Below are 22,010 nucleotides of genomic sequence, written 5' to 3'. Positions count from 1 at the left end.
GGATACGGTTATGGCCCGTCCGTGGTGCGCGCGGTGATCGTATAGGCCGTACAGAGTTTGGATTCGATGGTGATCGCGGGCGCGAGCCGGACGATCGGGAATCCGGTGCGCGCCGCTTTGCGCTCGATATCCAGATGGGAGAACGCCAGCAGGGTGCCGACCTCCTGGTCGGCGGCGTAACTCAGTGTGGCAGTGAGCAACTCGGTGGCGATCGGGCCCAGCGAGGACCCGGCGAACGGCTGCCCGGGAGCGATGGCGAACCGGGAGATCTCCCACACCCCGGGTCCGCGCGGTGCGGTGCGACCGGCCAGCGCGTGCGCGAAGGTGTCGCGGAGCATGTGCGGCCCCGTCGTCGGCAGCAGTCGGCAGCAGCCCAGCAGCGACCCGCGCTCGTCGGTCGCGAGGACGTAATGCGGTGGGAGATCATCGAAGTCGTCACGCTCCCGGCCCATGTAGGAGGTGACCCGCCAGCGCAGCCGCCGGGCGAACACCTCGTGACGCAGCCGGTACTGGGCATCGAGCAGATCCTCGGTCATGCCCGCGGCCCCGGGCGGCCCGGCGGCGATCCGGAGCCCGGATCCGAATTCGGTGGTCAGGGTGACTGTCGGTGAAATACGTTGCGCACTGGTGGAAGTCACGAGCGCACTGTCCGGCCGGTCTTCTCGCACGCACTGGATACGTAGACGGCGAGCGCGAAGTTCATGTGGGAAAGGTCATCTCGCGCCGGGCAAGGCAATCCGTCATCGGGCAAACCGATTTCCGGGGATTGCGCGTGGTGATCCGGTGAAAATCCGATCGGGGAGAAACCTGGGGGCCGCTGCGTGCGGCAAAAATGTCACTCATGTCAGAGGGGAACGGCCAGTTGACGATTCGGTCCGACCGCATTCCGGACGCGGGACGATGACACCACGGATGGAGCCGGGCGATTCCCGGCCGTGCTGATCGGCGTCGCCGGCTGTCAGCAGCCGGCGCCGATCCCCGCGGCAGCCCGGGGCCGCCTGCCTCTGGCCCTGACCATCAGCGATCCCGATCGCATCCGGTGGACCACCGTACCGTTCGAGGCGCTGCGCGAGGAGATCCTCGACAGTCGTGCGCGGGCCCGGATCCTGATCCTGGACCGCTGTTTCGCCGGACGCGCCTTCGAAGCGATGAGCGACCTGTCCAGTCCGGTAGCCGGGCAGACCGATGTGCGCGGCACGTACACCATCGCGTCCTCCTCCTCCCGCAACGAGACCTCGTTCGCTCTGCCATGTTCAATCTGGGCGATCTGCTGGAGCAGCGCGGTGAGCGGACGGCGGTGGTCGGCTGGTATCGCCGCCGTCGCCGAGGCCGGGAACTCCCGCGGGATGGCTCGGCTCGGGATACTGCCGAAGAAAACTCGGTGCCGCCGCCGGTAACCCGGCCGCGGAGAGCAATCTCAGGAAACTGCTCCGGCGGCGCGAGCGAGCGAAGGTGCTGAACTGGTTGCGGCACATGATCGGTAACCACTGACCACCGGACCCGCCGTCATTCGCGGAACCCCTGATAGGCCGCCATCAGGATGCCGAGGGCGCGGGCGTAGTCGTCCTCCCACAGCACCTGATTCATCACGAACGCCACCGTCATCCGGCGATCGAAATCGTTGAACACCAGCGAACCGCCCCAGCCGCCCCAGAAACAGGTGCGTCCTTCGATCCGGTAACCCAGACCCCAGCGGGCCGGCTGGCCGAGTACCTCATCGACGCCCCGAAACTGTTCTTCGAGAACGCGTTCGCATCCGGCGGGGGAGAGCAGCCGGACCCCACCCGGGCCGATGCCGTCACTGACCAGTACCGATTGCACGGCGGCGACCGAGCGGGCATTGCCGTGCCCGTTCACCGCGGGTATCTCGGCGCGGCGCCAGGCCGGGGTGTTGGCGTCGGAGACGCCGACGGCGAACCCCTCGGGCTTGTCCCCGTCCGGCGCGGCGAGCAGCGGCGCGACTCGATGATCGTGCTCGGCCGCGAGCCCGATGTGGAAATCGGCGCTCAGCGGCCCGGCCACCTCCTCCGCGAAGAAGGCGCCGAGACTGCGGCCGCTGACCCGCGCGACCACCTCACCCACCAGATATCCGTAGGTGAGCGAGTGGTATCCGCCGGAACTGCCGGGCTCCCAGCGCGGCGCCTGGGCCGCGAGCCGCGCGGTCAGCTCCGGCCAGTGGTACAGATCCGCGGCGGTGACCGGAATGTCCCACTCGGGCAGCCCGGCGGTATGGCCCAGCAGGTGCCGGACCAGCACCCGGTCCTTGCCGGCGGCCGCGAACTCGGGCCAGTAGCGCGCGACCGGCGCCTCCAGATCGAGCTGTCCGCGGTCGGCCAGGATCAGCGCGCACAACGCCACCATGGTCTTGGTCGTGGACCAGACGTTCACGATCGTGTCCTGCTGCCACGCGACGGTCCGCGCGGCATCGGTCCACCCGCCCCACAGATCGACCACGGGTTCACCGTCGACGTACACCGCCGCCGAGGCGCCGACGTCGCGGGCGTCCAGTACGGCCGACAGCGCCTCGGCCACCGCCCCGAACCGCGCGTCGGCATGCCCCTGTAACTCCGCCATGGCGGCAAAGTAGCTCCGGGCACCGTGGCGGCGCCATCGAATTTCGACCGTGGCGGCGCCATCGAATTTCGTAGTCCCGGGGCGGGTGGCGGGGGCCGGGCTTCGAGAGCCAACCGGACGCGGGCAGCGGGTGACACCCGTTACGGGGACTGCCAGACCCTCCTTCCCGGCTCCGCGGACGTTTACTGTGGCCGTCGGATCGTGTGGATCGCACCGATCCACCCTTGGATCGCAGAGAAAGGACACGTCATGCGAGGCACCGTTCTGCACGCTCCCGGCGACATCCGTTTCGAGCAGCGGCCCAACCCCCGCATCGAGGAGCCCACCGATGCGATCGTTCGCACCGTGGCGACCTGCGTCTGCGGGTCGGACCTGTGGAACTACCGGGGTATCAACGAATTCACCGGGGCCCGGCCGCTCGGTCACGAATACGTCGGCGTCGTCGAGGAGGTGGGGGCCGCCGTCACCACGGTGACCCCCGGGCAGTTCGTCGTCGGCGGCTTCGCGTACTCCGACAACACCTGCCCGAACTGCCGCCACGGTTACCAATCCGTCTGCACGCACGGCGGTTTCATGAGCACCTGCCAGGCCGAGGCGTTCCGCCTCCCGCAGGCCGACGGCACGCTCGTCGCCCTGCCCGAACATCCCGATCACGCGCTGGTCCCTAGTCTGCTCGCGCTGTCCGATGTGATGGGCACCGGCTGGTTCGCCGCCGTGGCCGCCGAGGTGCGGCCCGGCTCCACCGTGGTCGTGGTGGGTGACGGCGCGGTCGGGCTGTGCGCGGTGCTGGCCGCGCAACAACTCGGCGCCGCCCGCATCATCGCCATGAGCCGGCACGAATCGCGCCAGAAGCTGGCGCTCGATTTCGGGGCCACCGACATCGTCACCGAGCGCGGTGCCGAGGGCGTCGCCCGGATCCGGGATCTCACCGACGGCGTCGGCGCCGATGCCGTCCTCGAATGCGTCGGCACCGGTGAGGCTCTGGTCCAGGCCCAGCAGGCCACCCGCGCGGGCGGCACCGTCGGCTTCGTCGGCGTCCCGCACGGGGCGGAGCTCCAGGTCCGGGACCTGTTCTACCACCACGTCGCACTGCGCGGCGGCCCGGCGCCGGTACGCCGGTTCCTGCCCGATCTGATCGATCGCGTGCTCGACGGTCGGATCGAACCCGGGAAGGTGTTCGATCTGACCCTGCCGCTCGGCGAGGTCGCCGAGGGTTACCGGGCCATGGACGAGCGCCGCGCGATCAAAACCCTGCTGCTTCCCTGAACCCGAGAGAGGATCTGCCATGCACTATGTGAAACTCGGTGGCCGACTGGATGTTTCCCGCATCGGGCTGGGCACCATGGGAATGTCGTTCGCCTACGGCAGCGCCGGCCGCGACGATGCCGAATCCGTGCGCACCATCCATCGCGCGCTGGATCTCGGCGTCACGTTCGTCGATACCGCCGAGGTCTACGGCCCCTACGTCAACGAGGAACTGGTCGGGCAGGCCCTGCGGGGCCGTCGTGACCAGGTCGTCCTCGCCACCAAATTCGGGATGATCTCGCACACCGGCCGGGCCCCGGGGACTCTCGACAGCAGCCCGGACAGCCTCCGGGTCGCCGTCGACGGATCGCTGCGCCGCCTCGGCACCGACTACATCGACCTCTACTATCAGCACCGCGTCGACCCCGCGACTCCCATCGAGGACACCATCGGCGCCCTCGCGGAACTCGTTGCCGCGGGCAAGATCCGGTACATCGGACTGTCGGAGGCGGGGGTGCGGACCATCCGCCGCGCCCACGCCGTGCACCCGATCACCGCGGTGCAGTCCGAATATTCGCTGTGGACGCGGGATTCCGAGCCCGAGCGGCTGCCGTTGCTGCGGGAGCTCGGTATCGGATTCGTCGCCTATTCCCCGTTGGGGCGCGGATTCCTCACCGGCGCAATTCGATCGGTGGACAGTCTGGCCGCGGACGACACCCGCCGATCCAATCCCCGTTTCGCCGGCGAGAATTTCGACGCGAATCTGGCGCTGGCCGACGAGGTCCGGCAGATCGCCGCGGACGCCGGGGCGACCCCGGCCCAGGTCGCGCTCGCGTGGCTGCTCAGCCGCGGTGACGACATCGTCCCGATCCCCGGCACCAAGCGGGTGTCGCGGCTGGAGGAGAACATCGGCGCGGACGGCCTCACCCTCACCGCCGATCAGCTCGCCCGGCTGGACGGTCTCACGCCGCCCGCCGGCGACCACCACACCGCGGCGCAGATGCGGATGATCGAACTCTGACAACGGTATTCGGGACCGCCCGCCACGGGATCGCCGTGGCGGGCGGCCGGCCGGGTCTACCGTGAGCGGCGACTCTCGGGATGGCTCAGGGAGGGTCTCCATCCGGCCGATGGCCTGCTGACGGGCCGTCGGCCGGGCTCACGTAGTTCCTCGGCCCCGCGTGCTCACAGCCCGATCAGGCCGAGCAGTGTCGCCAGCAGCGTAGTGAGGAACGTGATGATCATTGTCTTCACCCCCTTTCATCTCTGTCGTGGGGTTCGCAGCGACCTCGATGCCAAGCTGTCGCTGTAATTCCATGAAACGCCTTTCCGAGTCACGGCGCGCTGAAAATCTCCATATTTACTGACAAATTGCTGTACTCTCCATTCGGAGGGGCGGAAATCGAACTGGACATTATCGAAATTCGGGCGAATGCCGTCACCGGGTCCGACTTGCCGGTCGGAATGCGCGCCATTCGGGAGTAATGGCCGGCCACCTGATTTCGGCCGCGGATCAGGCCAGGGCCAGATGCAGGTGCAAAGTCGTTCCCGCCGGGCGGGTATGGATGCGTACCAGGTCGGCGATCTGGTTGATCAGCAGCAGTCCGCGTCCGCCGGGGGTGAGCAGCGAGGCGGGCAGGCGTCCGATCAGCGGATCGGCGATGTACCCGCGGTCCCGGATCTGGCAGCGGAGTTGGGCATCGACGCACCACAGCGCGAGTGTGCCGCCGCCACCGGCATGGACGACCGAATTCGTCGTCGCCTCGCCGACCAGCAGTTCCACATCGGCGACGCGTTCCTCGCTCATCCCGTGGCGGCGGGCGAAATCCGTGGCCGCGCGCCGGGCCTGCGGCAAGGAGTCACCGTCGAAGGCGAGCCGCACGGCCGTCGCCGGTGGTTCGGGCAGCCGCCGATTGCCGGACTCCACGATCCGGCCGGGATCGTAGGCATCGCTGACGGTCTCGCCGCCGGCGTCGATCATGTGCGGATGGGTGGCCCACGCGTCGGCGATGGCCTGCGCCGGCAGCGCCGTGATGTCGTAGGGGCAGAGGATGGTCACGTCGCGGTCGGCGAAGGCCGCGTTGATCAGCGCCTCGTGCTGGATGCACGCCGGATATTCCAGCGCCGAGCGCGCGGCCCACACGGGTTCGCCGATGATGCGCACCCGGGTGGCGGGGTGTTCGTCGGCGAAGGCGCGCAGCACCCCGGGGATGATCCGGCCCGGATTGCGGCCCGCCACGGTCATGTCGAGCAGCCGGACCGCGGCGGCATCGGCGCCGAGGGCCGCGCGCAGCAGTGTCAGATTCGCCGTCGGAACCGCTACGGCCACCGGTTCGCCCGCGGCCAGGCCCTGCCGGACGAAACCCACCGTGCCCGCCAGATATTCGTCCCGATTCCGGTACAGGAAGGCCGGGTGGTGAAACGGATCGGCCACGGATGCGCTGCGGGTCGGGTCGATCATGGCTGGGACACCTCGGGAGCACGCGCGGCGGGCCGGAAATGCCGCAGGATGTAACCTGCCGACAGTCTAACGGGATGCCCGCGGGCACACCCGCGCGGTCGGCGGTCGGCTAGGGTGACACCTGATCGGCGTCCGGTCGGTGCTCGAGCAAACGGCGCCACCGGCGACCGAGCGGCGCAATGATCGCATGGAGGAACAGGTCGTGGCGGATGACGAGGTCGCGCGGCTGCTGACGGTGTCGCGGAGCCGGTCCGGGGATACCGTCGTGGTGGCCGCGGAGGGCGAGATCGATGTCACCTCGGCGCCGCAGCTACAGGCCGAACTCGAGCAGGCGCAGGACGACGGCGCCGCGATCGTCGATCTGTCCCGGGTGGTCTTCATGGGGTCGGCGGGTCTGAGCGTGCTACTGGCCGCCGCACAGCGCACCGGCGCCGGCCCGCTGCGCGTGGTGGCCTCGTTCCAGGTGCGCCGGCCCATCGAGGTGACCGGTCTGGACAAGTCCCTGGCGCTTTTCGAATCCCTCGACGAAGCATTGCGTTCGCAGCCGTGACAAAAGGCGTTCGCACGATTAGCAGATGATTTTCCGGTCGCCACTTTCGGTCGTGGCGCAATGGTTTACCCCCTCGTCCGTCGGCATGACATCTCGGGTTTCCACGGCGGTCAGGCTCACGACCGCGCCCCGGCGACCTCGTCCCGCATGCCGTGTTCCACGCGTGGAAAAGCCAACCAAACGGCGACGGTCCGCTCGGTGACTGCGATCGCGTCGTCGTGGCGGTCGGCCGCGCCGACAGCGCAGGCGAGGTTCGGTGACGAGGTCGAGTTTACCTACGCCGAAGTGCGACTGAATAATATTAGAAATCATTAAGTATTGGCGCACGCTAGTGGCCCGGTCGGGTGCCCGGCACGTGGCACGATGAGCCCATGACCGATGCCCGCGACGCCGCCGCCTCGGCCCGGGAGGCCGACCCGCCGGCCGGTGGTGACGCCGGTTCGACGACACGGGAGCGGATCCTCGAGGTGGCCGGCCGGCATTTCGCCGAGCACGGCTACCGCCGGACCTCGGTCGCGGCGGTCGCGCGGGAGTTGTCGCTGACCCCGCCGGCGGTCTACTTCCACTTCGCCGGGAAGGACGAACTGTTCGTCGCCGCCTACGACCGGGAGGCCGGTCTGCTGTGTGATGCGGTGGTCGGCGCCGACGCCGAGATCGCCGAGTCCGACCTCTGGGATCTGTTCATGCCGAAGATCATCACCAACCTGCCGCGCCATCCGCTGGTGCTGCGGGTGTTGCGCGGTGAGGAGCCGGAACTGGTGCCCCGATTGGCCGCCGGTGAGATCCCGTTACGCCTGCGGGTGGCCTTCGTGGTCGCGCTGCGCAAGGGTCAGCAGCAGGGCCGGGTGCGCATGGACATCGACCGGGAGCAGATGGCGATTGCGATGGAGGCGATCCTGCTGGCGCTGCTGCTCACCGCAACCCAGGCGGGTGGTGTGGGTTCCGCCGAGCGCGCCGGTCCGGTCCGCGCGCTGTTGCAGGCCGCACTGCGACGCTGAGCCCTCCGCCACACGGGGTTGCTGTATTGAATGATTTGAGGAATCATTCAGTCCTGTTGCAGGAAGGCGGGACGACGATGGCCATCACCGATCCGAATCGGCGGCAGCTGCTCGCGATGCTGGCGGCCGTGGCGACGGTGCCACTGCTGTCGGCCGGGCCGGCGGCGGCGGATACGCCGCGGCGCAACATCCTGATCCTGATGACCGACCAGGAACGCGCACATGTGGTCCTGCCCGCGGGATTCGCCCTGCCCGCCCGCTCGGCACTGGCCGAGCGCGGAGTCTTCTTCGGTGCCCACCACACACCCACCGCGCCCTGCTCACCGGCCCGGTCCACCATCTTCACCGGACTGCACGCGCCGGTGACCGGCGTGATCGACAACGTCGGCAACAGCGAGTACACCTCGCCCCAGCTGACCGGCGGCCTCGGCAGTCCCAGCCTGGACACCGCCGTTCCCACCCTCGGTACCCTGCTGAGGCAGGCCGGCTATCACACCGCGTACATCGGGAAGTGGCATCTCAGCGATCCGGTGGGAACCACCCCGGACGCGTTGTCCGCGTACGGCTTCGACGAGGCGATCGACATTCTGGGCGGGGGTTCGCCGGACGAGGGCCTGCACAACGATCCCGGCGTGGCCGATCGCGCCGTCGCCTGGCTCGACCGGCACCGCGACGATCGGCAGCCCTGGCTGTGCGTGGTCAGTTTCGTCAATCCCCACGACATGATGTTCTGCCCGCGCTTCTACCGCCTGGCGGACGTGCCCGACCACGGCGCGGAGGTGCCGGTCAACTTCGAATCCGATCTGTCGGGCAAACCGCGGGTGCAATCGCTGTGGCGCGTCGAGAACCAGGCCGTGGGCGGGCCGATGCCCACCGACCTCGCCTCGGCGGAGGCGAAAACCCAATGGCGGCAATGGGGTAACTGGTACCTGGAACTGCTGCGCAACACCGACGACCTGATGGCCCGCGTGCTCACGGCGCTCGACGATTCCGGGCGCCGCACCGACACCGTGGTCGCCCAGCTCGCCGACCACGGCGAAATGGGCGGGGCGCACGGCCTGCGCCAGAAGGGCGCGATGATCTACCGGGAGAACCTCAATGTGCCGCTGGTGATCAGCGATCCGGATCGGCCTGCCGGGCACGGCAGCACCGTCGACACCCCGACCTCCCACATCGATCTGGTTCCCACCCTCGCGGCGCTGGCCGGAATCGACGCCACCGGGCTCACTCGCACCCACGGCATCGATCTCACCCCACTGCTCACTCCCTCCGGTACCGCCACGGCCCGGGACGCGATTCTGGTGACCTCGGACGCCAAATCCAGCGGCGGCCTGCCCGGCGTCGAATACTGCCTGCGCGGAGCGATCACCGATCAATACAGTTTCGCCCGCTATTCCACCGCCGAACACCTCGGCGGACCGGATTCGGACCGGGTATACGAACTCTACGATCGCCGGAACGACCCGTACGAACTGAACGATCTCGCCCGGCAGCCCGGCTCCGCCGCATTGATAGGCCATTTCAATTCCCTGGTCGACGAACTCGCCGCCCGGCAATTGGATGCGACCGGCTGACGTGACTCTCGAATATTGTGATCCGGTACGGCTCTGTCACCGCACCGGAATTTCCGCGTTCGAATGTTGTTGACCGGCAAGTTTGTTCGGATATCAACCCTGACGCCGGTCGCACCACTGGCGCGGTGAAGTCGTATCTCGGGTCCGAGCGGCTGCCCGGAAGATTTCTCGTGAAATTCTCTTGTTCCTCTGACGCGATCGTAGGGACCGGTGTGTCCCAAGCGGGGTGAACGTTTGTTGAGGAAATTAGCTTTCGGTGAGAGTGCGGGCGCGAGCGTTGTAGTGGCGGGTCTGTGTATTTATTGTCGAAGTCGGTCCTTCGAAAGGTCGGCGACAGAATGTCGTGGCCGGCGAAAAACTGTTCTGCGGGGGACCTCCGAGGAGAGGAAATCATTATGAGCACCAGCCGAACACATCGCAATTCCGTCCGGGGACTCGCGCTGCGCGTCGCCGCCGCCGGCGCCCTGGCGGCCCTGCCGCTCACGGTGGCGGCGGGCGCCGCATCGGCCATTGATCCCGGCCCGGGTATCGGGGTCGACGGGCCGGGCGTCGTCGTACCGCGCGATCCCGGCCCGGGTGGTCCGTGCACACCCGACGTGGGCCTGCCCGGGTGCGATCCGGGGCCGGGCATCGGGGTGCCCGGCCCGGGGGTGGTGGAGCATCGTCCGACCGATCCCGGGCCGGGTATCGGCGCACCGGGGCCCGGGGTGTTCCCCAGTGCGAAGCCCATTCTCGATCCGGGCCCGGGTATCGGTGTGCCGGGGCCCGGGGTGTTCGTGCCCCGCACCGGTTCCGCCGACCCGGGCGCGCCGGGCCTGGGTGCGCCCGGCCTGGGCCTGCTGCCGGGACTGGGCTGGGGCCTGCCGGGCCTCCCCGGTCACCCGTTCCTGCGCCGCTGATCCGCTCACATCCGGGCCGCGCCACTCGATGCCGAGTCGGCGTGGCCCGTCGGCCGTCGTCATGTCCGGGGAATGCGCTGTGCGGTTCGATCGGGTTCGCCCGGGCCGGGGTACGGGGTACCACCGAATACGGCGGTCGCATCGGCCCGGACGGCCTCCGGGAACCGGCCGAACGTGGTCTGCTGTCCGGGTGCGCCGACGGCAGACCACGTTTCGTCCCGCGCGGGCCCGGTGGTGGCCGGGCTATCGGTCCCAGGTGACCGGAAGTTCATGGGTGCCGAGGATTTTCGTATCGGACCTGATGCGGATGTCGGCGGCGGGCACGGCCAGCCGCAGGGTCGGAATCCGTTCCAGCAGTGCGGAGTACACGACCTGTAGTTCCAGCCGGGCCAGCGGTGCGCCCAGGCAGACGTGCAACCCGTGCCCGAAGGTCAAGTGCCGGTCGGCATTTCGCCGGATGTCGAATTCGTCCGGGGCGCTGAACACGGTCGCGTCCCGATTGCCCGCCTCGGTGGCGAACAGCAGCAGGTCGCCCGCGGCGATGTGCCGGCCGTTGATCTCCATGTCCGCCGTGGCGGTCCGGGGCAGATTGCCGATGATGTCGAGGTACCGCAGCAGTTCTTCGACGGCCTGCGGCATGAGCCCGGGGTCCGCGCGCAGCATCGCGAGCTGGTCGGGATGTTCCAGCAGCGTCAGCAGGCCCAGTCCGATCATGTTTCCGGTCGTCTCGTGTCCGGCCATCAGCAGCAGTGTCGACATTCCCGCGACGTCCACCGGTGTCACCGCGCCGGACCGGACATGCTGGGCGAGCAGGCTGATCAGGTCGTCGCCCGGATCGTCGATTTTGCTGCTCACCAGTTCGGCCAGGTACATCATGACCTCGCCGATCGCCGCGCCGATCTCCTCCGGGGTCTTCCCCGCCGCCAGCACGGTGCGGGTGCGTTCCTGGAAGAAATCGTGTTTGTCGTAGGGAACGCCGAGCAGTTCGCAGATGACCAGCGACGGCAGCGGCAGGGCCAGCGCGTCGACGAGGTCGACCGGTTCGGTGGCGGTCAGCATCGTGTCGATCAGTTCGTCGGCGATCCGCTGGATGGCCGGGCGCATCGCGGCCATCCGCCGGGGAGTGAACTCGCGCGCGAGGATTCGGCGCAGGTCGTCGTGCTCCGGGGGATCCATGGCGACGAAGAAGCCCGGAACGGCCTGGTCGCCGTCGTCGCCGCGGGTGGAATCGTCGATGCCACGCACGCTCATTCGCGGATCGGCGAGCCCGGCGCGGATGCTGCGGTAATCCGTGACGAGCCAGCCGGGCGTGCCCTTGAACGTGACCCGGGTGAGGTCGCCACCGGTGCACTCCCGGTAGGTGTCGGCCGGTGCGAAGGGGTGGGAGCGGGGGAAGGGGAACGCCGGGCCGCCGTCCGGCGTCGCGGTGTCGTGCGGTTCGCCGACGATCTCGGTCGTTCGCTGCGGTGTCATGGCTGCTCCTTCGATGGAGTGCAGGCGTGCGGGATCGGCCGGACGGCGGTGACGGTCGCGCTTCCGGCGTAGGACTGGCTGGCCGCGGCACGTCCCCGTCCGGGTGTGACCTGAGACATATTGTTAACGTCGATATCGTGGCATGGCTGTCCAGATCCGTCAATGCCGGAGTTTGTTCCGGGGTGGCCGCGGGTGCGGTGCGAGACAGTGAAGAGGATGGTGTGAGTCACCAAATACGCTGCAATACATGACATTTGATGATGCGGTCGCGGGTCCCTGGGAGGGATCCGGTCTCGGACCAGGGTTCGGTCCGATGGTTGTCCGCCGACTCGATCGACTCCAATTGTTAATGTCGACTATTAATCATGAGGGGTGATGCTCCCAGCGGCCTTGCGCAGGTGGCACCGTGGACGGCTCACGACCGTGGCATTGCGCGCGGGTGGTACTCGGCCGGTCCGTCGTCGCGGACCCGGGTGCCTCAGCGTCGCAGCAGTGGCGGTTGCGTGATGGCGCGGCCGAGGACCGCGAGTTCCTCGAATATCCCCGGGCGCGCACGCAATTCGGGATGCTGGGAGATGTCGGTGAGCACGCCGATCGCGGCATGCGCCAGCGCGCGGGCATCCTCGGCGGTCGATGTGCCGGACAACGCGAGGATCGCCTGGACCCATTCGGCGACATAGTCGCGCTGGGTGTCGCGCAGCGCGGACTGCTCCGCGGTGTCCAGGTAGATCAGGTCCGCGGCAAGGATTCTCATGATGGGGCCGTGGATGCCGAGGGCCTGCCGGGTGTAGCTGCGGATGAGTGCGTCGAGCGTCTGCTGCGGTGTCGTGGTGTGGGCCAGCGCATCCGCGGTCACGTAGAGCAGCCCTTCGGCCCCGCGGTCCAGGATGGCCCGGAGCACTTCGGCCTTGCCGGTCACGTGCTGATAGAGCGTCGCCACCGAAATCTCTGCGGCGCTTGCGATGTCGTCGATGCGCACGTCGTAGAAGCCGCGCTCCTCGAACAAGCCGACCGCGGCGGCGAGGATGCGCTCGCGGCGCCCGGCCGGGCGGTGGTGGATGAGCTGCGGCGCGGACCGCGCATCGGCGGCCGGCTCCGGGAGATCGCAGTCGACCATCGCCGTGGCGACGGCGGTCTGGATCTCCAGCAGCCGAGGCGCGGCGAGACCGCCGCGAATGTCGCCGGTGTTCGAATACATTGTGAGCACGGCGTATCCGAGCAGCCGGGCCTGATACGCGGAGATCTCGGGCCGGGCGTTCGCGATGTATCCGGCGATCCTGTCGTGCACCGTCGTGTAGTGGTGGCGGAACCACTGCTGTTGGGTGGGCTCGAGGTGGCGTTGCTCGCGCCGCCACAAGGTCGCCTCGTCCTGATTGGCCGTCAGGTCGCCGAGGCCGGCGAGGTACAGGTCGAGCCGGGGCCGGGCGGCCGTCTCCGCGGTGTCCATCCGCTCGCCGAGCTCCTCGACGACCCGGACCTGGCGCATCAACGCGCTCACCAGGATGTCGTGCTTGCCCTTGAAATGCCGGTACACGGCCGGACCGGTGAGGCCGACGGCGGCGCCGATCTGATCGATGCTGACGTTCTGGTAACCCTGGGTCTGGAAGAGGTAACCGGCGGCCCGCGCGATCTGCTCGGCCCGGCGCCCGCGCCGAGCGGAACCCGCGCCGACCGCGGCACGGGCCTTCTTCGGTTCCGAGATCTCGGAGTCCGCGGGCTCGCTCATGGGAGACAGTTTCGCATTCCGGTACCGGCGGTCAGTGCGCAGCGTGGCCGGGCAGCAAGATCGCCCGGACCAGTGCCCGCAATTCGCCGTGGATGCCGGGTCGCGACCGGATGCGCGCGGTCTGCGACAGGTCGGTGATCACGCCGACCACGCTCAGGGCCGCCGCGCGCGCGTCGATCTGCCCGAGATCCGGGCGCAGCGCGCGGATCGCCGCGATCCATTCGGCGATGTACTCGTCCTGCAAGTCGGACAGCGCCCGCTGCACGTCGGCGGACAGATAGTGGGCATCGGTGGCGAGGATGCGCATCGTGCGGCCGTGCAGGCCCAGGACCTGTTCGGCGTAGCTGCGGATCAGGACGTCGAGCACCTCGTCCGGCGTCGACGCCGGCACGAGCGCCTCGGCGGTCACGTACATCAGACCCTCCAGCCCGCGCTCCAGAATCGCATGCAGGATCTGCGTCTTGGTGGGGAAAGGCTGGTAGAGCGTCGTCACCGAAATACCGGCGGCCCGAGCGATGTCGTCGACCCGCACGTCGTAGAACCCCCGAGCGTCGAACAGCTCGGCCGCGGCGGCGATGACGCGCTCGCGGCGGCCCGCGGGCCGGCGCTCCACGATCGGCGCGGCGCCGCCCTCCTGCTGCCCGGCCGGCAGCGCACACCGGACGATCGCCCACCCCATGGCATCCTGGAGCGCGGCCAGCCGGGCATCGTCGAGCCCGGCGCGGATGTCCCGGGTGTAGCCGAACAGCGACAGCAGTGCCAGCGACAACAGTTCGAGCTGCCCCGGATTCAGCTCCGGCCGCACCGCTGCCAGCGCGGTCTCGGTGTACATGAGGACCGTGCCGAACTGCTTGCGGAACGCCTCCTGCTCGGCGGCCTCGAGATGCCGCCGTTCCCGCCGCCACAGCATCGCCTCGTCGCGGTGGACGCCCAGTTCGACGAGCTCGGCCAGATAAGTGCCCATGCGCTGCCCGGGATCGCCGCCGTCCTGCGCCGCGCGGCGGGCGATCTCCTCGACCACGTCGACCTGCCCCATCAGAGCCTGGACGAGGATGTCGTGCTTGCCCTTGAAGTGCCGGTAGACCGCGGGGCCGGTGAGCCCGACCGCGGCGCCGATCTCCTCGATGCTGACGTTCTGGTAACCGGCGCTCTGGAACAGGTTCGCCGCCGCTCGCATGATCTGAGCGCCGCGCTGCGAACCACGGGCGGGCGCGCGGGAAGGGCCGTGCTCGGGAACCGACCTCGCCGGTGGGACTGTCACCTCCACATGATGGCCCGGCGGCCCGGCGCGGGCGCAATTCGCTGCCGGACCTCGGCCGGCCCGAACCCCCGGGCCCGCCACCGCCTCATGTTCGAGAAAAAGTCGTCACTAACTTTCTGTGAAGAAAAGCCACAAGAGGGCGCTATTGACCTTACTTTTGAGCGAAGTTAACATTCACCATAGAGACTCGGGTCACAGACAAGTGTGCGCCCGGGCCGACGTTGTCAGTCCCGAGAGGAGGCGTGACTTGTATCCCGGACGTCACGTGCACACCCATCCCGATCGCCCCGCGATCATCATGGCGGCCACCCGCGAGACGCTGACCTATCGGCAACTCGACGAGCGAGCCAACCAGGTGGCCGCGTATTTCCGTGATCTCGGACTGCGGCGCACCGACCCCATCGCCCTGTTCATGGAGAACCATCTCGAGCTGATCGTCACCATGGCCGCGGCCGAACGCGCCGGGCTCTACTACACGCCGGTCAACTCCTTCCTGTCCGCGGAGGAGGCGGCCTACATCGTCCGCGACTGCGGCGCGAAACTGGTTGTGACCAGCGCCGAGAAGGCCGATGTCGGGTTGCTGCTGCCCGAGTTGTGCCCGGATGTCCAGCGGTGGCTGATGGTGGACGACCCGCACCCGCCGGCCCCGTTCCGCGATTTCGCCACGGTCACCGCGCACTACCCGGTCACCCCCGGCGCCGACGAGCGGCTGGGCACCCCGATGTTCTACTCCTCCGGCACCACCGGGCGCCCCAAGGCGGTCAAGCGCCAACTGCCCGACGTCTCGCCGGACACCCAGCTCGGCATCGAGGAGATGGGCAAGAACCTCTTCCACATGCGTGAGGACATGGTCTTCCTGTCGCCCGCGCCGCTCTACCACTCCGGCCCGCAGTCCAGCATCTCGATCGGCCTGCGCCTGGGCGCGACCCACATCGTGATGGAGCGGTTCGACGCGGAGACCTTCCTCGCGCTGCTCGAGGAGTTCCGGGTCACCCACACGATGGTCGTCCCCACCATGTTCTCGCGCATTCTCAAACTGCCACAAGAGATCCGGGCGAAGTTCGGCCACTCCTCCCTGGAGGCCGTGGTGCACGGCGCCGCGCCGTGCCCCCGCCAGGTCAAACAGGAGATGCTGGACTGGTGGGGCCCGATCATCTACGAGTACTACGGCGGCACCGAGGCGAACGGCACCTGTGGCTGCACCCCGCAGGAGTGGCTGGCCCACCCCGGCACGGTCGGCAAGGCGTTCTTCGGCGAGGTGGTCATCCTCGACGAGGAGGGTAATCCCCTGCCCCCCAACGAACCCGGCACCATCTGGTTCCGCGGCGGCAACAGCTCGTTCGAGTACCTGAACGACCCGGGGAAGACGGCCGAGGCCCGCGACCCCAGCGGCACCATGTCGAAGATCGGCGACATCGGCTACCTGGACGAGGACGGCTTCCTCTTCCTCACCGACCGCCAAGCGTTCGTCATCATCTCCGGTGGCGTCAACATCTACCCCCAGGAGATCGAGAACCTGCTCGTCACCCACCCCGAGGTGCTCGACGCCGCCGTCTTCGGCATCCCCGACGAGGATTTCGGCGAGGCCGTGAAAGCCGTTGTCCAGCCGCTGGATCCGGCCGGCGGCACTCCCGAACTGGCCCAGCGCCTCCGCGAATTCTGCCGAGCCCACCTGGCCCGCTTCAAATGCCCACGCTCGATCGACTTCATCGACGAGATGCCCCGTCTGCCCACCGGCAAGCTGTACAAGCGGCAACTCCAGGAGCGGTACTGGAAGAACCAGCCCGCCTGAGCGATCCGGCACGGCAGGACGGCGTGCCCCGCAGCGCGGGGCACGCCGTCGGCATATCCGATCGCGATATCTGATCGCGGTCGGCCTCGGACAGAGCAGGTCCGCGGCCACCCCGCACGGCCGAGTCCCCGCTCCGGAAGGCCGGGGCGGGGACTCGGTGGTCTGGAGCGGGTCAGCCTTGGGACGTGGCGGTGGCGGCGCCCAGGGCCTCCATGTCGGGGACGAAGGGCTGGTGGGCGAGTAGGCCGCCGTCGACGCGGATGGCCTCGCCGTTGATGCCGCGGGAGTCGTCCGAGGCGAGGAAGGCGTAGACCTTCGCCAGTTCGGTGGGGCCGTTGAGATCGGGGGCGGGGGTGTGGCGGCGGTAGATGTCGGTGATCACCGCCGGAAGTTGCTGGGCCGGTGGGGTGCGGGTGGTGCCGGGGCAGATGGCGTTGCAGCGCACGCCTTCCCGGCCGTACTGGGTGGCGGTGTACTTGGTGAGGGCGATCAGGGCGGCCTTGGTGGCGCCGTAGCCGGTTAGGCTGGTGTCACCGGCGAAGGCGTGGGTGGAGGCGGTGTTCACGATCGAACCGCCTACCGGGCGCAGGTGCGGCAGTGCGTGTTTGGTGGTGAGCATCGCGCTGCGGAGGTTCACCGCCATCACGTTGTCCCAGGCTTCGATCGGCATGGTCGCCACGTCGCCGTCGTCGCCGGGGAAGATGCCCGCGATGTTCATCAGCAGGTGCAGCCCGCCGTAGGTTCGGACCGCGGTGTCGATCAGCGCCCGGATCTCGTCCTCGGAGCGCAGATCCGTGTGGATCGCGAGCGCCGTGTCCGGACCGTACTTGTCGTTCAGCAGATCGGCGAGTGCTCGTGCGCCTTGGATGTTGATGTCCGCCAGCACGACACGCGCGCCCTCGGCGGCGAATTCGGCGGCGGTGGCGCCGCCGATGTTGAGGCCGCCCGGATCCACGATTGTGGCTCCGGTGACTATCGCGATCTTGTCGTTCAGCCGTCCCATGTGGTGTCCTCGGGATGAGCGCGCGTCACTGCGCGCGGTGGGTGATGTGGAAATCCGACAGATCCGGCTGCGAGGTGCGGGCGAAGTAGTCGGGGACCGACCAGGGCGAATTGGTGACGACCCGGCCGGAGGTATTGCGGTAGTAGTTGTGGACGCCGTCGACCGCGTAGACCATCGCCGCGTTGGCGTCGTCCAGCTCGCGGTTGTACCGCTCGTAGGGTTCCGGTTTGCATTCGACGGCGGCCACGTCGGCCCGGACCATCCGGGTCAGCAGCTCGACCACGTAGCGCACCTGTGCCTCGGCGGTCACCAGATAGCTGCCGCCCGGTGGATTGGTGTTCGGCCCGTAGAGGAAGAACAGGTTGGGGAAGCCGGGGGTGGTGATGCCGAGGTATGCGCGGCCGTTGTCGTCGCCCCACGATTCGCGCAGATCCACGCCCGCGTTGCCGCGGATGTGCATCGGGAACAGGAACCGTTGTTGCTGGAACCCGGTGCAGAGGATCAGCGTATCCACCTCGTGCACTTCGCCGTTCGCGGTCACCAGCGACCGTTCGGTGAGGTGGTCGATGCCGTCGGTGACCAGGTCGACATCCCGGCGGCGCAGGGTGGCGTACCAGCCGTTGTCCAGCAGCAGGCGTTTGCCGAACGGGGGATAGGACGGCGTGGTCTTCTCGATCAGGTCGTCCCGGCCGGCCAGCTGCCCGCGCAGATAGCCGGTGAAGTAGCGGCGGAACGCGTCGTTGAGGGAGCTGACCTGCTTGCCCTTCGCCGCCGCCTTCGGGTCCACTCGCAGTGCGGCATAGGTGCGTTCGGTGTACAGCCAGTAGAGGCGGAACCGGAACCAGGACCGGTAGAACGGCACCTGCCGGAACAACTGATGCCGGATCGCGGGCTGAGGCTGGAAGTAGTGCTCGTTCGGTGCGATCCAGTGCGGCTCGCGCTGCACGACGGTCAGATGTTCGGCGTCGTCGGCGATCGCGCACACCAGCTGCATGGCGCTGGCCCCGGCGCCGACCACCGCGACCTTCTTCCCGCGGATGTCGGCGTCCGCGGGCCAGCGCGCGGAATGCACCACCGCACCGCCGAATTCGGACAGGCCGGGAAAATCCGGGACGTTGGGCGTGCTGTGCAGCCCGGCGGCGGTGATCAGCACCGTCGCGCGCAGAGTCCGGGTGCCCGCGGCATCGTGCACCGTGAGCACCCACTCACCCGCGCCCGCGTCCCACTGGGCGCTCTCCACCGCGACCCCGAGTTCGATGTGCGGTGCGAGCTCGAAATGACCCACCACATCGTCGATATAGCCCGCGATCTCGTCCCGGCGGGCGAAATTCTCGCTCCAGTCGCGCGGGAAGAACGAGTACGAGTACAGGTTGCTCGGAATATCCACCCGCGCACCGGGATAACGGTTCTCGAACCAGGTACCGCCCACGTGCGGATTGCGCTCCAGCACCCGGAAGGGAATACCGGTCTGCTTCAGGTGGACCGCGGCGGCGAGCCCGGAGAAGCCGGCGCCGACCACGATCACCGAATGCGCCACCGACTCACCGGACACGTCGTCGGGGACGAACGGACTGAAGCCGAGCTGTTCCGCCGCCAGTGGCGCGTACCTCCCGGAGATCGGCTCGCCCATCACCGCCGTCATCAGCTCGGCCAGTTCGGCGTCGGAGGGCTGCGGGTGGACCGCGGGAGTGCCTGCGGCCCAAGCGATCACCGCGGCATACGCGGCGTCGCGCACCTTGGCGACCCGCTCGGCCGACAGGCCGCCGTCGTCGAGATCCTCGAATCCCGCCGTCGGGGTGACCCGGTAGGGCTCGTTCAGCCAGCGCCGCTCACCGGTGAGTTGATACAGCACGGCCAGCAGGCACGGCACGTTGGCGACGTCCATCGCCTGCCGCAGCTCGGCCGGATCTAGGGCGATTCCGGGTTCCAGGGCCTGGCTCACGAGATCTCCTTGCTCAGCGCGACGACCGTCCGCACGGCGTCGAGACGTTCGGCCGGATCCGTGGCCATCGGTGTCACGTTCACCAATGTCACTCCCGCCGAGCGCAAGACGGCGAGACGTTCACGGATGTGCGTGGGGCTGCCGATCAGCGAGGTGGCCCGCACCAGCTCCTCCGGGACGGCCGCGGCCGCCTCGGCGATCCGGCCGGACAGGAAGTGGTCCTGCACCACGGCGGCCTCGGCGCCGAATCCGTAGGCGGTGGCCAGCCGGTTGTAGAAGTTCTGCTCCCGCGACCCCATCCCGCCGATGTACAGCGCCAGCTGCGGCCGGGCCGCGTCGAGCAGCGGCGCCGGATCACCGTCGGTGACCGCCAGTGGGGCACGCGCGATGATCTCCAGCGGCGGAAGGGTTTCCGAGCGCTTGGCACGACCGGCGGCGAGCGCCTCGCCCCACACCTGCTCGGCCTTCTCGGGATAGAAGAAGATGGGCTCCCAGCCCTCGGCGAGCTCGGCGGTCAGCTCCACCATGCGCGGGCCGAGCGCGGCCACCGAGATCGGAATATTCGGCCGGACGGGATGATTGATGAGCTTGAGCGGCTTGCCCAGCCCGGTCCCGAGTTCGGCGGGCAGCGGCACCTGATAGTGACGGCCGTTGTGCCGCAGAGTGTCCCGGTGCCAGACCGACCGGCAGATGTCGATCGTCTCGCGGGTGCGGCCGAGTACGCCGCCGAACGGTAAGCCGTGGAAGCCCTCGACCACCTGCGGGCCCGACGAGCCGAGACCCAGCCGGGCCCGGCCCGCGCTGACGTAGTCCAGCCCGGCCGCGGTCATCGCCAGCAGGGTCGGGGTGCGGGTGTCCAGCGGCAGTACGCCGGTGGCGATCTCGACCGTTTCGGTCCGCGCCGCCAGGAACGCCAGCTGGGTGACCGCGTCGAAGGTGTACGCCTCACCGATGGTGACCGACGCCAGTCCCTCGCGCTCCCACGCGGCGATCTCGGCGGCCACCGCCGCCATCGACCGCCCGAGACCGAGCACTGTACCAATTCGCATGTATCGCTACTCCTTTCGGCTCACAGACCGAGGCTGCGGCCGACGATCTCTTTCATGATCTCGGTGGTCCCGCCGTAGATGCGGGTGACCCGAGCGTCGGCGTAGGCGCGGGCGATCGGCTGCTCGGCCATGTAGCCGTAGCCGCCGTGCAGTTGCAGGCAGCGATCCGCGGCCCGGCCCTGGAGTTCGGTGCACCACCACTTGGCCTTCGCCGCGTCGACCGCGGACAGCCGGCCCGCGTTGTGGGCGAGCACGCAGGTGTCGACGAAGCACTGCGCCAGATCGAGTTCGGTGGCGAGTTCGGCGAGGGCGAAGCGCGTCGCCTGGAAACTGCCGATGGGTTTGCCGAAAGCCTTGCGGCCGCACACATATTCGAGTGTCAGGTCGAGGACGGCGCGGGTGCAGGACGTGGCGTGCACCGCGATCGCCAGCCGCTCCTGCGGCAGGTTGCGTTGCAGCAGTGCGAATCCCTCGCCCTCGGCGCCCAATCTGTTGGCGACCGGCACGAAGACGTCGTCGAAGAACAGTTCGGCGGTGTCCTGGGCGTGCTGCCCGAGTTTGTCCAGATTGCGGCCGCGCTCGAATCCGGACATCCCGCGCTCCACCACCAGCAGCGACAGCCCCCGATGCCGGTCGGCGGGGTCGGTGCGGACCACGGTGACCACCAGGTCGGCGTTGATGCCGTTGGAGATGAACGTCTTCTGGCCGTTGACCAGGTAACCGTCGCGGCCGTCGACGCGGGTGGGCACCGCGCTGGTGGCGATCGCGGAGAGGTCCGAGCCGGTGCCCGGTTCGGTCATCGCGACCGCGGCGATCAGCCGCCCGGTGGCCGCGCCGGGCAACCAGCGCCGCTTCTGCTCCGTGTCGGTGAGGTCCTCCAGGTAGGGCAGCACCAGGTCGTTGTGCGCGCCGAGCCCGGTGCCGGCGCCGCCCAGGTGCGCGGCCGCGATCTCCTCGCTGATCACCACGTTGAAGCGGAAATCGCCCGCACCGCCACCGCCGTACTCCTCCGGCGTCTGCATTCCGGTGAAGCCGAGATCGCCTGCCTTGGCGAACATTTCGCGCGGAACCAGGCCGGCGGCGGCCCAGGCGGCGAGATGGGGCACGAACTCGGCCTCCAGGAAGGCGCGGAAGGAGGCGCGGAAGGCCTCGTGCTCCGGCTCGAAGAGGTCGCGTCGCATGATCCGTCCCGTCGCTTGCTGGAAGTCGGCCGATGCAGGCCGTGAGTTAACATTAACTATGAGTCATATGGCTGTCAATGACATCATGAGCTGGCAGTTTCTTTTAATTGTTAGTTCTCGTTCTTGTGACAATGTGGTCTGGTTGCGGTAGGTTTCGGGTGGGTGGCGCGGGCGCCGCCCGCGCGCTCCCGGTCCGTGCGGCCGGATTTCCGAGGCCCTCACCGGCGGGGTTGCCTCGCGGTTCGCCGGCCACCGTCGGTGGCCGCCTGCGGTTCTCGTGCG

The 22,010-nt window shown here is 68.7% G+C and carries 18 protein-coding genes; 8 read left to right on the top strand and 10 right to left on the bottom strand.

Going from position 1 to position 22,010, the window contains the following annotated elements:
* Positions 1–8: 8 nt before the first annotated feature.
* Positions 9–638, bottom strand: coding sequence for an acyl-homoserine-lactone synthase (locus LBW94_RS26170; RefSeq protein WP_225054560.1), 630 nt, complete (start codon positions 636–638; stop codon positions 9–11).
* Positions 639–935: 297 nt separating this feature from the next.
* Between LBW94_RS26170 and LBW94_RS26165 the strand changes: the two genes are divergently transcribed.
* Positions 936–1,397, top strand: coding sequence for a hypothetical protein (locus tag LBW94_RS26165; protein ID WP_225054558.1), 462 nt, complete (start codon positions 936–938; stop codon positions 1,395–1,397).
* A gap of 109 nt (positions 1,398–1,506) precedes the next feature.
* Here LBW94_RS26165 and LBW94_RS26160 read toward each other — a convergent pair whose 3' ends face one another.
* The gene (locus LBW94_RS26160; RefSeq protein ID WP_225054557.1) at positions 1,507–2,574 is read right to left on the bottom strand and encodes a serine hydrolase domain-containing protein; all 1,068 of its coding nucleotides are present in this window, start codon (positions 2,572–2,574) and stop codon (positions 1,507–1,509) included.
* A 249-nt stretch (positions 2,575–2,823) separates the two neighbouring features.
* Between LBW94_RS26160 and LBW94_RS26155 the strand changes: the two genes are divergently transcribed.
* Complete coding sequence (locus tag LBW94_RS26155) at positions 2,824–3,840, top strand: zinc-dependent alcohol dehydrogenase family protein (protein ID WP_225054556.1); 1,017 nt, start codon at positions 2,824–2,826, stop codon at positions 3,838–3,840.
* A 19-nt stretch (positions 3,841–3,859) separates the two neighbouring features.
* Positions 3,860–4,840 (top strand): aldo/keto reductase, encoded by a 981-nt coding sequence (locus LBW94_RS26150; RefSeq protein ID WP_225054555.1) that lies wholly within the window; start codon positions 3,860–3,862, stop codon positions 4,838–4,840.
* A 492-nt stretch (positions 4,841–5,332) separates the two neighbouring features.
* Here LBW94_RS26150 and LBW94_RS26145 read toward each other — a convergent pair whose 3' ends face one another.
* On the bottom strand, positions 5,333–6,280 hold the full coding sequence (locus tag LBW94_RS26145; protein WP_225054554.1) for a sensor histidine kinase: 948 nt from the start codon (positions 6,278–6,280) through the stop codon (positions 5,333–5,335).
* Positions 6,281–6,482: 202 nt separating this feature from the next.
* Between LBW94_RS26145 and LBW94_RS26140 the strand changes: the two genes are divergently transcribed.
* The 4 genes from LBW94_RS26140 to LBW94_RS26125 all read left to right on the top strand — a co-directional run bounded on the left by LBW94_RS26140 (position 6,483) and on the right by LBW94_RS26125 (position 10,301).
* A complete protein-coding gene (locus LBW94_RS26140; RefSeq protein ID WP_225054553.1) occupies positions 6,483–6,830 on the top strand; it encodes an STAS domain-containing protein in 348 nt (115 codons plus the stop codon).
* 371 nt (positions 6,831–7,201) lie between these two features.
* Entirely contained in the window at positions 7,202–7,828 is a 627-nt protein-coding gene (locus LBW94_RS26135; RefSeq protein WP_225054552.1) for a TetR/AcrR family transcriptional regulator, read from the top strand.
* 77 nt (positions 7,829–7,905) lie between these two features.
* Positions 7,906–9,402 carry a sulfatase-like hydrolase/transferase gene (locus LBW94_RS26130; protein WP_225054551.1) on the top strand — a complete coding sequence of 499 codons (1,497 nt, stop codon included), beginning with the start codon at positions 7,906–7,908 and terminating at the stop codon, positions 9,400–9,402.
* 395 nt (positions 9,403–9,797) lie between these two features.
* Positions 9,798–10,301: a hypothetical protein gene (locus LBW94_RS26125; RefSeq protein ID WP_225054550.1), complete on the top strand. Its 504-nt coding sequence runs from the start codon at positions 9,798–9,800 to the stop codon at positions 10,299–10,301.
* A gap of 243 nt (positions 10,302–10,544) precedes the next feature.
* Here LBW94_RS26125 and LBW94_RS26120 read toward each other — a convergent pair whose 3' ends face one another.
* The 3 genes from LBW94_RS26120 to LBW94_RS26110 all read right to left on the bottom strand — a co-directional run bounded on the left by LBW94_RS26120 (position 10,545) and on the right by LBW94_RS26110 (position 14,761).
* Complete coding sequence (locus LBW94_RS26120; RefSeq protein ID WP_225054548.1) at positions 10,545–11,774, bottom strand: cytochrome P450; 1,230 nt, start codon at positions 11,772–11,774, stop codon at positions 10,545–10,547.
* 478 nt (positions 11,775–12,252) lie between these two features.
* Positions 12,253–13,500, bottom strand: a complete 1,248-nt coding sequence (locus LBW94_RS26115) for a TetR/AcrR family transcriptional regulator (RefSeq protein ID WP_225054547.1) — start codon at positions 13,498–13,500, stop codon at positions 12,253–12,255.
* Positions 13,501–13,531: 31 nt separating this feature from the next.
* Positions 13,532–14,761, bottom strand: a complete 1,230-nt coding sequence (locus LBW94_RS26110; RefSeq protein WP_225054545.1) for a TetR/AcrR family transcriptional regulator — start codon at positions 14,759–14,761, stop codon at positions 13,532–13,534.
* Positions 14,762–15,008: 247 nt separating this feature from the next.
* On the opposite strand from LBW94_RS26110, the gene LBW94_RS26105 reads away from it, so the two are divergent.
* Positions 15,009–16,553, top strand: a complete 1,545-nt coding sequence (locus LBW94_RS26105; RefSeq protein ID WP_225054543.1) for an AMP-binding protein — start codon at positions 15,009–15,011, stop codon at positions 16,551–16,553.
* A gap of 172 nt (positions 16,554–16,725) precedes the next feature.
* Here LBW94_RS26105 and LBW94_RS26100 read toward each other — a convergent pair whose 3' ends face one another.
* Genes LBW94_RS26100 through LBW94_RS26085 form a run of 4 tightly spaced genes read right to left on the bottom strand, consistent with a single transcriptional unit; the run spans position 16,726 to position 21,728 of the window.
* Positions 16,726–17,556, bottom strand: a complete 831-nt coding sequence (locus LBW94_RS26100; protein WP_225054541.1) for an SDR family NAD(P)-dependent oxidoreductase — start codon at positions 17,554–17,556, stop codon at positions 16,726–16,728.
* 25 nt (positions 17,557–17,581) lie between these two features.
* Positions 17,582–19,498: a flavin-containing monooxygenase gene (locus LBW94_RS26095; RefSeq protein WP_225054539.1), complete on the bottom strand. Its 1,917-nt coding sequence runs from the start codon at positions 19,496–19,498 to the stop codon at positions 17,582–17,584.
* Positions 19,495–20,547, bottom strand: a complete 1,053-nt coding sequence (locus tag LBW94_RS26090; protein ID WP_225054537.1) for an LLM class F420-dependent oxidoreductase — start codon at positions 20,545–20,547, stop codon at positions 19,495–19,497. Before LBW94_RS26090 ends, LBW94_RS26095 begins: the two co-directional genes overlap by 4 nt.
* Before the next feature lie 20 nt (positions 20,548–20,567).
* Positions 20,568–21,728 carry an acyl-CoA dehydrogenase family protein gene (locus LBW94_RS26085; RefSeq protein WP_225054535.1) on the bottom strand — a complete coding sequence of 387 codons (1,161 nt, stop codon included), beginning with the start codon at positions 21,726–21,728 and terminating at the stop codon, positions 20,568–20,570.
* Positions 21,729–22,010: the final 282 nt, after the last annotated feature.

Origin of the sequence: Nocardia sp. alder85J (assembly GCF_020176955.2) — a bacterium.
Lineage (GTDB): Bacteria > Actinomycetota > Actinomycetes > Mycobacteriales > Mycobacteriaceae > Nocardia.
This window is presented reverse-complemented; position numbering and strand designations above follow the sequence as displayed.